The sequence below is a fragment of the Streptomyces sp. NPDC058221 genome, from assembly GCF_042882365.1.
Classification (GTDB): Bacteria; Actinomycetota; Actinomycetes; order Streptomycetales; family Streptomycetaceae; genus Streptomyces.
In genome coordinates, this window is record NZ_JBHVWF010000111.1 from 17,456 (window position 1) to 28,700 (window position 11,245).

The 11,245-nt window shown below is 71.6% G+C and carries 9 protein-coding genes; 5 read left to right on the top strand and 4 right to left on the bottom strand.

The window, feature by feature from the left end:
* The first annotated feature begins 130 nt into the window (after positions 1 to 130).
* The 3 genes from ACFVW8_RS28500 to ACFVW8_RS28510 all read left to right on the top strand — a co-directional run bounded on the left by ACFVW8_RS28500 (position 131) and on the right by ACFVW8_RS28510 (position 4,873).
* A complete protein-coding gene (locus ACFVW8_RS28500) occupies positions 131 to 2,728 on the top strand; it encodes a SpoIIE family protein phosphatase (RefSeq protein ID WP_389694918.1) in 2,598 nt (865 codons plus the stop codon).
* Between the two features lie 223 nt (positions 2,729 to 2,951).
* Positions 2,952 to 3,884, top strand: a complete 933-nt coding sequence (locus tag ACFVW8_RS28505; protein ID WP_389694902.1) for an oxidoreductase — start codon at positions 2,952 to 2,954, stop codon at positions 3,882 to 3,884.
* Complete coding sequence (locus ACFVW8_RS28510; protein ID WP_389694904.1) at positions 3,881 to 4,873, top strand: aldo/keto reductase; 993 nt, start codon at positions 3,881 to 3,883, stop codon at positions 4,871 to 4,873. Before ACFVW8_RS28505 ends, ACFVW8_RS28510 begins: the two co-directional genes overlap by 4 nt.
* Before the next feature lie 22 nt (positions 4,874 to 4,895).
* Here ACFVW8_RS28510 and ACFVW8_RS28515 read toward each other — a convergent pair whose 3' ends face one another.
* The 4 genes from ACFVW8_RS28515 to ACFVW8_RS28530 form a co-directional block, all read right to left on the bottom strand.
* Positions 4,896 to 6,089 carry a serine/threonine-protein kinase gene (locus tag ACFVW8_RS28515; RefSeq protein WP_389694906.1) on the bottom strand — a complete coding sequence of 398 codons (1,194 nt, stop codon included), beginning with the start codon at positions 6,087 to 6,089 and terminating at the stop codon, positions 4,896 to 4,898.
* 102 nt (positions 6,090 to 6,191) lie between these two features.
* Entirely contained in the window at positions 6,192 to 6,932 is a 741-nt protein-coding gene (locus ACFVW8_RS28520; RefSeq protein WP_389694908.1) for an HAD family hydrolase, read from the bottom strand.
* 24 nt (positions 6,933 to 6,956) lie between these two features.
* Positions 6,957 to 7,442 (bottom strand): Lrp/AsnC family transcriptional regulator, encoded by a 486-nt coding sequence (locus ACFVW8_RS28525; protein WP_389694910.1) that lies wholly within the window; start codon positions 7,440 to 7,442, stop codon positions 6,957 to 6,959.
* Positions 7,443 to 7,557: 115 nt separating this feature from the next.
* On the bottom strand, positions 7,558 to 8,148 hold the full coding sequence (locus tag ACFVW8_RS28530; RefSeq protein ID WP_389694912.1) for a lytic polysaccharide monooxygenase: 591 nt from the start codon (positions 8,146 to 8,148) through the stop codon (positions 7,558 to 7,560).
* Positions 8,149 to 8,505: 357 nt separating this feature from the next.
* On the opposite strand from ACFVW8_RS28530, the gene ACFVW8_RS28535 reads away from it, so the two are divergent.
* Positions 8,506 to 10,014, top strand: a complete 1,509-nt coding sequence (locus ACFVW8_RS28535) for an FUSC family protein (RefSeq protein ID WP_389694914.1) — start codon at positions 8,506 to 8,508, stop codon at positions 10,012 to 10,014.
* Positions 10,015 to 10,118: 104 nt separating this feature from the next.
* Positions 10,119 to 11,189, top strand: coding sequence for a lactonase family protein (locus ACFVW8_RS28540; RefSeq protein WP_389694916.1), 1,071 nt, complete (start codon positions 10,119 to 10,121; stop codon positions 11,187 to 11,189).
* Positions 11,190 to 11,245: the final 56 nt, after the last annotated feature.

Consider the following 11,245-nt stretch of genomic DNA (forward strand, 5'->3'; position numbering starts at 1 on the left):
TCGGCACGATGACGGACGCCCGGGCGGTGGCGAGCATGCGCCCTCCGGACCCGGCGTGAGGCGGCCCCCACCCGTCGGGAGACTGCGCTCCCTCTTCAGCGCCCGCACCGTGGCCGGGCAGGTCTTCTTCATGACGCTGGGGATCGTCGTGCTGCTCGTGGCGGCCGCGGTCCTCGCCCTGGTGCTCCAGGGCAGGCGCGACAGCACGCACGAGGCCGAGGCCCGTTCGCTGAGCGTGGCGGAGTCCTTCGCCCGCGCACCCGGAACCGTGGCCGCGCTGGACAGCAAGGACCCCACAGCCGTACTGCAGCCGCTCACGCAGGAGATCCGGCAGCGGACCCGCGTGGAGTACATCGTGGTCGCCGGGACCAACGGAATCCGCTACACCCACCCCGACCCCTCACTGATCGGCAAGCACATCATCGGCCCCTACCGGGAGGCGCTGGCCGGCGGGACGTTCACCCGGACCTTCACGTCGAGCCGCGGCCCGGCCGTGGTCTCGGTGGTGCCGGTCCCGCGGCCCGACGGCTCGATCGCCGGACTGGTGTCCGTGGGCATCACGGTCGAGACCGTCAACGAAGTGGCCCAGCCGAGCATCCCGTTCGCGATCGGCGCCGCGGTGGCGGCGGTGTTCCTCACGACGGGCGCCGCGGCCCTGGTGAGCCGGCGCCTGGGCCGCCAGACGCGCGGCCTCGGCCCGGCCGAGATGACCCGGATGTACGAGCATCACGACGCGGTGCTGCACGCGGTCCGCGAAGGGGTCCTCATCATCGGCGCCGACCACCGGCTGCTGCTGGCCAACGACGAGGCCAGAAGGCTCCTCGGACTGCCCGCCGACGCCGAAGGGCGAGTGGTGGCGGACCTGGGGCTGGAACCGCGTACGGCGGAGCTGCTGGCCTCCGGCAAGGTGGCCACGGACGAGGTGCGGCCTGCCGGCAACCGGCTGCTGGCCGTCAACCTCCGCCCCACGGGGGAGCGCGGCGGACCGCCCGGCGTCGTGGCGACCCTGCGGGACACCACCGAACTCCAGGCCGTCACCGGCCGGGCGGAGACCGTACGTGAGCGCCTGATGCTCCTCTACCGCGCGGGCGCCCGGATCGGTACCACTCTGGACGTCACCACGACCGCCCGGGAGCTCGCCGAGGTCGCCGCTCCCGGGTTCGCCGACTGCGCCACGGTCGACCTCGCCGACGCGGTCCTGCGCGGGGAGGAGCCGGAGCCCCCCTCCGGCGACGTGATCAACGTACGGCGCACCGCCATCAGCGGCACCGGCCGCGACCAGCCCCTCTACCCGCTCGGACGTGTCATCGGCTTCGTTCCCACCCTCCCCGAAGTCATCGGCAGCACCAGCGGTCACACGTGGATGGTGCCGGACCTGACCGCGGCCGAGGAGTGGCAGCGGGCCGACCCCGAGCAGTCGGCGCGAATCCTGGAGTACGGATTCCACTCGCTGCTCTCCGTGCCCCTGCACGCGCGCGGTGTCATCCTCGGCATGGCCAACTTCTGGCGCGCGGAGAACGAGGAGGCCTTCACCGCCGAGGACCTGTCCTTCGCGGAAGAGCTGGTGGCCCGGGCGGCCGTGAGCGTGGACAACGCCCGGCGCTACACCCGCGAGCACGAGATGGCGGTGACGCTGCAGCGCAGCCTGCTCCCGCGCGGGGTTCCCGAGCAGAACGCCCTGGACGTCGCCTTCCGCTATCTGCCGGCGCAGGCCGGGGTGGGCGGGGACTGGTTCGACGTGATTCCGCTGTCCGGCGCACGGGTCGCCCTGGTCGTCGGCGATGTGGTGGGTCACGGTCTGCACGCCGCGGCCACCATGGGCCGGCTGCGCACCACAGTGCACAACTTCTCCACGCTGGACCTGCCGCCCGACGAGCTCCTGGGCCACCTCGACGAACTCGTCGTCCGGATGGACCAGGACGAGCAGGCGGCCGGCGGCGTCCCGATCACCGGTGCCACCTGTCTGTACGCGATCTACGACGCGGTCACCGGGCGCTGCTCGGTGGCCCGGGCCGGCCACCCCGGGCCCGCCCTCGTGCTGCCCGACGGCACGGTCGAGTTCCCCGAGGTCCCGCCCGGGCTGCCGCTCGGCATCGGCGGCATGCCCTTCGAGGCGATCGAGCTGGAGGTGCCCGAGGGGAGCCGTCTGGTCATGTACACGGACGGTCTGGTCGAGCGGCGCGACCGGGACTTCGACGAGGGCCTGGAGCAGCTGCGCCAGGCTCTGGCCGACCGCGACCGGACCCCCGAGGAAACCTGCGACGACGTGCTGGAAACCATGCTGCCCACCCGGCCGGGCGATGATGTCGCCCTGCTGGTGGCCCGTACCCGGACCCTGGACCCGGCAAGACGCGTTCAGTGGGAGGTGGCCCCCGACGCCTCGGCCGTCTCGGGCGTCCGGAAGGAGGCCACCAGGTGGCTCGCCGACCAGGGGCTCGACGAGGAGGGGTTCGTCACCGAGCTGATCCTGAGCGAGCTGGTCACCAACGCCATCCGCTACGGCTCCGAACCGATCACCGTGCGGCTCCTCTACGACCGGGCCCTGATCTGTGAGGTGTCGGACTGCAGCAGCACCTCGCCGCATCTGCGCTACGCCGCGACAACCGACGAGGGCGGGCGGGGCCTGTTCCTCGTCGCCCAGTTCGCCGAGCGCTGGGGCACCCGCTACACCGACCGCGGCAAGGTGATCTGGTCCGAGCAGGCGCTCGACGAGCCATCTGCCGAGTAGTGCCCGCGGGGGGTGGCGGTGTCCCGGAGTCCGAGGGGTCGCCAAAAAATTGACAGATCCGCGGAGTGGCGTTAACCTACGTCCGCATCAATTGATCATTCCACACAGATTTCGAGCTCAACGATACCACCTATTGGTCAATTATGCAAGCGCTCTGGCGCTTCAGCGTGCGGCCGACTCCGGCCCCGTCAGCCATCCCGTCACCGGAAGAAGGACCACACTCATGACTTCGGGAACAACCACCGCAACGGCCGCCGGTACCTGGCGGCTGGGCGACCTGACCGTCAACCGGATGGGCTTCGGCACCATGCGTCTGACCCAGAACGGCGCGGCATTCAGCGACGAACGCCATCCGCACGACCGGGACCGGGCCATCGCCGTGCTGCGCAGGGCCGTTGACCTCGGGGTGAATCACATCGACACGGCCGCCTTCTACTTCTCGCCGATGCGCTCGTCCAACGAGCTGATCAACCGGGCGCTGGGCCCCTACCCGGACGACCTGGTCATCACCACCAAGGTCGGCCCCGGCCGGGGGCCGTCCGGCGACTGGCTCGACTGGGCCCGGCCCCAGGACCTGCGCGGCCAGGTCGAGGAGAACCTCCGCCAGCTCGGCCGAGATCACCTCGACGTGGTGAACCTGCGCATGAACGGAACCGCCTCGATCGCCGACCGCTTCGGTGCGCTGGCCGAGCTGCGCAAGGAGGGCCTCATCCGCCACCTGGGGCTCTCCAACGTCGGGGCCGCACAGATCGCCGAGGCTCTGCCCATCGCGCCGGTCGTCTGCGTGCAGAACCGGTACGGCATAGCCACACGTCGCGCGGACTCCGACGAAGTGCTGCGGATCTGCGGGGAGCAGGGCATCGCGTTCGTCCCGTTCTACGCCATCGCCGGCGACGGCCGTGAGTCCGGGGCCGCGGCCGCCGTCGCCGTCGCCGCCGAGGATACGGCGGTGTCGGAAGTCGCCCGCGCCCACGAGGCCACACCCGCGCAGGTCCGGCTGGCCTGGACACTCCAGCAGGGACCGCACGTGCTCGCCATCCCGGGCACCGGCAACCCGGACCACCTCGCCGAGAACGTGGCGGCGGCATCCCTGCGGCTCACCGAGGACGAGCTGCGACGGCTCACGGAACCCCACCGCGCCGCCGACGTAGCATGATCCTCATGGAGCAGCGCGAACTGGGCAGGACCGGACGGAACGTATCGGTCGTAGGGCAGGGCACCTGGCAGCTCGGCGGGGACTGGGGCGAGGTGCGGGAGGCCGATGCCTTCGGCGTCCTCGACGCGGCCGTCGAGTCCGGCGTCACCTTCTTCGACACCGCGGACGTGTACGGGGACGGCCGCAGCGAACAGCTCATCGGCCGCTATCTGAAGGAGCGTCCGGACGCCGGCATTCTCGTCGCGACGAAGATGGGGCGGCGCGCCGAACAGGTCCCGGAGAACTACGTCCTGGACAACTTCCGTGCTTGGAACGACCGTTCGCGGTCCAACCTGGGCGTCGACACCCTCGACCTCGTGCAACTGCACTGCCCGCCCACCGCCGTCTACTCCTCGGACGCGGTGTACGACGCCCTCGACACGCTGGTCGCCGAGGAGCGGATCGCCGCCTACGGGGTGAGTGTCGAGACGTGTGCCGAGGCGCTGGCGGCCATCGCCCGACCCGGCGTCGCGAGTATCCAGATCATCCTCAACCCGTTCCGCCTGAAGCCGCTTGACGAGGTGCTTCCGGCCGCACGTGCCGCAGGGGTCGGCATCGTCGCGCGTGTGCCGCTCGCCTCGGGGCTGCTTTCGGGCAAGTACACCGAGGACACCGTCTTCGCCCCGGAGGACCACCGCACGTACAACCGGCACGGAGAGGCCTTCGACCAGGGCGAGACCTTCTCCGGGATCGAGTACGCGACCGGGGTTGCCGCGGCAGCCGAATTCGCCGCACTCGCTCCGCAGGGGGCTACCCCGGCGCAGACCGCGCTGCGCTGGATCATCCAGCAGCCCGGCGTCACCAGCGTGATTCCCGGGGCGCGTTCGGTCGAGCAGGCCCGTGCCAACGCGGCGGCGGCTGGGCTGGAGCCGCTGTCGCAGGCGACGCTCGACGCGGTACGTGACCTGTACGACCGCAGGATCCGCAAGGCGGTTCACGACCGCTGGTAGCGGGCGGGAGCCAGACGTCGCCCTACCGGCTCCCGTCCGGTACGGGTGACCGGGAACCGCTCGTGGTGGTGCCCTCGTCCGGGGTGGTGGCCGAGCTGGAACCGGGGGAGAACAGGCTCATGCCGAGGTACACGGCGGCGATGAAGGCGACGGTGCCCGCGATGGCGCTGGCCACGCGCGGGCGCCGTCTTATCGCCTCGCGTGTGCTGCGCCGACGGACGTTCCTGGACCGTCCCGCCGCGCGCCGTCCCCGGCCCGCCGTCTGCGGCAGCCGGTACGTCGTCGGGGCGCCGGAGTCCTCCCCGGAGCGGTGCGAGGCGGGGGAGGGCGGTGCGGGCGCAGGCGAGCGGGACGCCGCAGGCGCGCGCGGGGGAGCGGGCCGGTACATCGGCAGCGGCTCCGCCTGCCCCCGCCAGGCCTCGCTGTGGAACCAGTCGGCGACCTGCTGGGCCGTCGGCCGGTCCTCGGGCTGTTTCGCGAGCAGACCCAGCAGATACGAGTCGAAGGCGGCGGACATGTCGACGCCGCGCTGCCGCAGCGGCACCGGAGGAGTGTCCACGTGCTGGTAGAGGGTGGCGGTCGGGGTGTCCGAGCGGAACGGCGGCTGACCGAGTAGCAGTTGGTAGATGACACAGCCGAGGGAGTACATGTCGGAAGCGGCGTCGGCCGTACGGCCCAGGGCCCGTTCCGGGGCGAGGTAGAGGCTCGTGCCGACGATGTGACCTGTGGTGGTCAGCGCGGCGGAGGGGTCGTCGACGAACTGGGCGATGCCGAAGTCGCCGATCTTCACGGCGCCCTCCGCGTCCAGCATCAGGTTTCCGGGCTTGATGTCCCGGTGGACGATGCCCTGCCGGTGGGCCGCGGCCAGTCCGGCGGCCGCCTGACCCGCGATGCGGGCGACCTGTTCCGGTCCCAGCCGTTCCTGGGACAGCAGCAGATCGGCGAGGCTCCGGCCCTCGACGAGCTCCATGACGAGGAAGAGCCTGTCCTCCCAGGACCCGAAGTCGAACACCGCCACCAGCTGCGGATGGCTCAGCCGGGCGGCGGTCTGCGCCTCCAGCCGGAAGCGAGCGGTGGCCGACTCGTCGGCATGCTCCCCCAGCAGCAGCTTCACGGCGACGGACCTGCCGAGGACCTCGTCCGTGGCGCGCCAGACCTCGCCCATCCCGCCACGACCGATGGCGGATATCAATCGGTACCGACCAGCAACCAGCACCTGCGCACACCTATCTCGAAATGTCTCGGGCCGAGGACCGCTTCGACTGCCGCCGCTGCGACCTCATCGGGGACAGGACGGGGTGGGGGACACGCAGCAAGATCAGGATATCCGGCGCGCGGCCTCCGGACGACCGCCGGGCGGTGTCGGCCCCGAACCGGGAAACAGCCACCCGTACGCGACCTCCGCGGTGAACTCGCCCTGCCCGCCGGGGAAGAGCAGCCCAGCCGCGGTGAACACCGGATCGCCGGCCGTCGCCTCGACATAGGGGACCGCGATGCAGCGCATGCCCGCCGCACGGGCCGCGGCGGCACCCGGCACGGCGTCCTCCACCACCACACAGTCGGCCGGAGTGACGCCGAGGCGCCGGGCGGCCTCCAGGAACACATCCGGTTCCGGCTTCCCGTTCGCCACCTCCTCGGCGGACACGTACTCGGTGAGGTACGCATCGAGACCGGTGCTCTTCAGTACGGCCTCGATGGCGGCCGGCGACGAACCCGACGCCACGGCCATGGGGACGCCCCGCGTGTGCAGCAGCTTCACGAACTCCCGCATCTGCGGGAAGGCTTCGGTCGAGGTCCCTGCCAGCTGCAGATAGATGGCGTCCTGACCCGCCACCAGCTCGTCGACACAGGCCTCGATGCCGTACTCGGCACGCAGCACGGTCAGCGCCTCACGGTTGCCGATTCCGAGGAAGCGGGCGTTCTGCTCCCAGGTGAAGTCCGCCACTCCGTGCCGTTCGAGCAGCAGCCGCGCCGACTCGTAGGCGTTCGGCTCGCTGTCCACGAGTGTGCCGTCCAGGTCGAAGAGGACCGAAGGGGAGTGTGCGGGTGAGGAGTTCATGGCGGCCATGATCGCAGCCGCGGCTCAGCCCGGACCACCCGTCGCCGCCCGGCCGACCGATTCCACCAGTGGCAGCAGCCGGTGCGGCACCCGCTCGCGCAGGGCCACTTCGGTGCTGGTCCTGACCACGCCCGGCAGCTGGATCAGCTGTTGGATCACGTCCTCCAGATGTCCGTTGTCCCGGGCCACCACCCGGGTCAGCAGGTCGCCGCCGCCGGTGGTCGAGAATGCCTCGACGATCTCCGGCACGGCGGCGAGCGCCTCGCCCACGTCGTCGAGATGCCCCTGGGTGACCTCCAGGTGCACAAAGGCGAGCACCGGGTGACCGAGCGCGGCGGGCGAGAGGAACGGGCCGCTGCCGGTGATCACCCCGTCCCGTTCCAGCCGGTCGATACGGGCCTGGAGGGTGCCCCGGGCGATGGAGAGGATCCGCGCGTACTCGCGCACGCTGGTGTGCGGCTGTTCGATGAGCAGCCGCAGGATGCGGGTGTCGAGCGCGTCCACCGCCATGGTCCGCCAGCCTCTTCCTGGTACGTCGATCGGGGCAGCGACTGTACCAATGGCGCACCGGCGGGCCGTCGCCCCGTACCGGCCCGGGCGGGCGTCGCGGGGCGGCGGCGGGACGTCAGAACTGCACGTCGGAGCAGGCGTAGAAGGCGTTCTCGGTGTCGGAGATCGTCCAGACGCCGAGGATCAGATGCTTGCCGGACTTCTGCGGCAGTACGCCCGAGTGGCTCACGGTCGAGCCGGGCAGCCGGCCGCCGAAGGGCACGGTGAGGAACGGCTGGGGTTCCAGGTCGGCCCTGGTGAGCGGCTGGGCCGGGTCGTAGCCGTCCTTGGTGATGTAGTACCGGAAGTCGGTCGTGGCGTGCCGGGCCTCGATCCGCCAGTTGAACGTGTAGTTCTGACCGGCGGTGACCTGGGTGGCGGGCCAGTCGCCGCCCCGCGGGTCGTCCAGCTCGGAGAACCGGTCGATGCCGCCCGAGCAGATGTGGCCGTCGGCCGGCCCGCGGGTGGGGAAGCCCTTGGGGCCCTCGACGCTCGGGGGCTCCCACTGGATCTGTCCGCAGTGCTTGACGGTGCCCAGCCCGCAGAGTTGCTGACGGCTGATGGGGGAGTCGGTGTAGCCGTGGCTCTGGGCGCTGCCCGAGGTGGCGAACAGGGCCGCACCGGCCAGGCCGAGCCCGGCCAGTAAGGAAGTGATCCTTCTGCGCATACGTAGCTCCTGGAGATGTGGGGTGATGTCCGGAGAGTTCTGCGGTCTAGACCAAGGGTGAGCGTAGCCATGTCAACCCTGTCGTGTCCATACTGTCGGGGGTGGCCCGTCGGTGCCCCCGGTGGCTCCTGTACGGCGTCGGGCACGTGTGTCGTAAAGGCGGCGCCCGGTGGTCCGATGGCCGACTTCTGGTACTCGAGGAGCGCAATTGAGTGGGCCATTGGCCCAGTAATTGAGAGTCAACTTGAGCCAACGGGTTGATGGGTGCTCTGATGTACCTGTCGATGGCGCTGCGGACCTCCGTGGCGCCTTTTTCGTGCCGGTACCCAGAGCCGGCGGCAGAGGCGGGGAGCATTCGTGCTGAAGAGAGCGTTCGTGGCCCGGGACCCGGGACGGCTGCGGTTGCGCAGCGCCGGGCGTGCCGTCCTCGGCATCGGCCTCGCGGTGTCCGTCTGCGGACTCGCCGGCCACTCGCTCGTCGCCGCCGTCACCGGCGGTCTGGCCGCACTGCTCGCCCTGTTCACGGTGGCGGATCCCACGGTCCGCGGCCAGGCCGTCACCACCGCGCTGCTGCCCGCCGTCGGTTTTCCGGTGCTCGCGCTCGCCGCGGTGCTGCACGCCCATCCGGTGGCGCGCGACGTCGCCTTCCTCGCGGTTCTGGGGGTGGGCGTCTACGCCCGGCGTTGGGGACCACGCGGACACTCCCTCGGCGTGTTCGCGTTCATGGCCTTCTTCAGCACGCAGTTCCTGCACACGCTGCCCGCTCAGCTGCCCGAGCTGTACTCGGCGGTCGCGCTCTCGTTGCTCGCCTCGTCAGCTGTCCGCTTCGGGCTGTGGTGCTACGAACGCCGGCTGACGCCGGCCGGTGTGCCCGCACCGGTGAGCGGAACGGGCCTGGCCCGGGTCACCACCCGGCAGGCGGTCCAGGCGGCCACCGGCGGGGCGGTCGCGCTCATGGCGGGGCAGCTCCTCTCCGACCAGCGCTGGTACTGGGCGGTGGGCGCCACCTGGTGGGTCTTCGTCAACACGGCTTCGCGCGGCGAAACCCTGGTACGCAGCTTCCGCCGGGTCCTGGGAACACTCATCGGCATCCCGGTCGGCCTCGTCGCCGTCGTCCCGCTGCACGGGGCTCCGGTGGCCACCGCCGTTGTCGTGGCCATCGGGGTGTTCGGGATCTTCTACACCGCGGCGGTCTCGTACACCTGGATGATGTTCTCCGTGACGGTGATGGCCGGGGCGCTCTACGGGGCGCTCGGCGTGCTCGACCCGGCCCTGCTGGCTCTGCGGCTCGGTGAGACGGCTGTCGGTGCGCTCGGTGCGGTGCTCGCGGTGCTGTTCGTGCTGCCGGTCACCACGCATGCCACCACCGACGCCTGGGTCCAGAGGGCCCTGCGCTGTGTGCACGCCTGCACCGAGGAGGCCGCCGCACGGCTCTCCGGCTCGGCGACCGCCGACCCGGCGCCGCGGATCGCCGAGCTGGAGGCGCTGCTGGGGCGCGTCCGGCTGTCGCTCGCCCCGCTGGTGCATCCGCTGAGCCCGCTGCGTGCCCGCAGGGCCCGGGCCGGGCATGTGCTCGCGCTGCTCGACGCATGTGCGCGCGAGGTGCGCGGACTGGCCTCTGTCGCGGCGGACCCGGAGGCCTCGCACGACGCCCGGCTCGCCGCCGCCTGCTGGCGCGTCGAGAGTGCGGTCGAAGCGCTGACGGCCCCGGGCCGGCCGACCCGTCCCCCGCTCGCCGCCGGCCTCCCCGCGCACGTCCCCGAGGCGGAACCCGCCCTCGTCCATCTGCACGGCCTGGAGCGCGCGCTCGCCGAACTGGCCGCGCCGCTGCACAGCCCGCCGCGAGGACCGCTCGCCGCGGCCTGACTGCGCACCCTTGATCCAGACCATGAAGGTGCACTGCTACCGTCGCGGCGGAAGATCACAACGGTCCTCACTGTCGTGATCAGGCGACGGAGAAGGGCAGCGCGGTGGACAGCAGCAACGGTGTCGGACGGGCATTCATCGGGTCGTTCACCTCGGCGGGCGGGCGGGGAGTCACCGTCGCCGCCGTGGACCAGGAGACCGGGGCGCTGACCGTCCTCGGCGCGACGGATGCCGTTTCCGATCCCTCGTACCTCGTGCTGGGCCGCGGCAGGGGCCCCGGCGGATCGGTCCTGTACGCGGTCAGCGAGACCGAACAGGGTGCGGCCGCGGCCCTCGACATCAGCCACGACGTTCCGCAGCCGCTCGGCGAAGCGCGGCCGGTGGACGGCAACGGCCCCACACACCTCGCACTCGCGGGCGGCCGGCTGATCACCGCCAACTACGGCTCAGGCAGCGTCAGCGTGCTGCCCGTGCTCGCGGACGGCTCGCTGGGCCCCGTCGCCGGCGTGCTCAAGCACGAGGGGAGCGGGCCGGACGCCGGTCGTCAGGAGGGCCCGCACGCGCACCAGGTCCTCCCCGACCCTTCGGGGAAATGGGTGCTGAGCGTCGACCTCGGCACCGACTCGGTACGGATCTGCGCCCTCGACCCGGACACCGGGGAGCTGCGCCTGCACGGTGAGGCGCTGCTGCGGCCCGGCACCGGCCCGCGCCATCTCGCCTTCCACCCCGGGGGCGCTCACGCCTATGTGCTGAACGAGCTCGAACCGACGGTCACGGTGTGCCGGTGGGGCGCCGCCCGCGGGGTTCTGGAACCGCTCGTCGAGACGCCTGTGCTGCCCGCGCAGGCGACCGGGGAAGGGGTCGCGGCCAGCTATCCGTCGGAGCTCGTCGTCTCGCACGACGGCCGGTTCCTCTGGGTGGCCAGTCGCGGGTACGACAGCATCTCCGTGCTCGCCCTCGACGCCACCGGCGAGAAGGCGTCCCTGGTCACGACGGTGAGCTGTGGCGGGCACTGGCCGCGCGACCTCGCGCTCGACCCCACCGGGCGACGCCTGTACGCGGCCAATGAGCGGTCCGGCGACATCAGCTGGTTCACCGTGGACCCGGAGACCGGCATCCCGAGCCCGAACGGCTCCCTGGAGGCACCTGCGGCCTCCTGCGTGATCTTTGCCTGAGGCCCTGAGGCCCTGAGGCCCTGAGGCCCTGAGGGCCCGCACGCGTAGCGGACCGG

What these genes read in the sequence shown, in the direction of transcription:
- ACFVW8_RS28500 (WP_389694918.1), top strand. Translation starts at nt 131, where the DNA reads ATGACGCTGGGGATCGTCGTGCTGCTCGTGGCGGCCGCGGTCCTCGCC.
- ACFVW8_RS28505 (WP_389694902.1), top strand. Translation starts at nt 2,952, where the DNA reads ATGACTTCGGGAACAACCACCGCAACGGCCGCCGGTACCTGGCGGCTG.
- ACFVW8_RS28510 (WP_389694904.1), top strand. Translation starts at nt 3,881, where the DNA reads ATGATCCTCATGGAGCAGCGCGAACTGGGCAGGACCGGACGGAACGTA.
- ACFVW8_RS28520 (WP_389694908.1), bottom strand. Translation starts at nt 6,932, where the DNA reads ATGAACTCCTCACCCGCACACTCCCCTTCGGTCCTCTTCGACCTGGAC.
- ACFVW8_RS28525 (WP_389694910.1), bottom strand. Translation starts at nt 7,442, where the DNA reads ATGGCGGTGGACGCGCTCGACACCCGCATCCTGCGGCTGCTCATCGAA.
- ACFVW8_RS28530 (WP_389694912.1), bottom strand. Translation starts at nt 8,148, where the DNA reads ATGCGCAGAAGGATCACTTCCTTACTGGCCGGGCTCGGCCTGGCCGGT.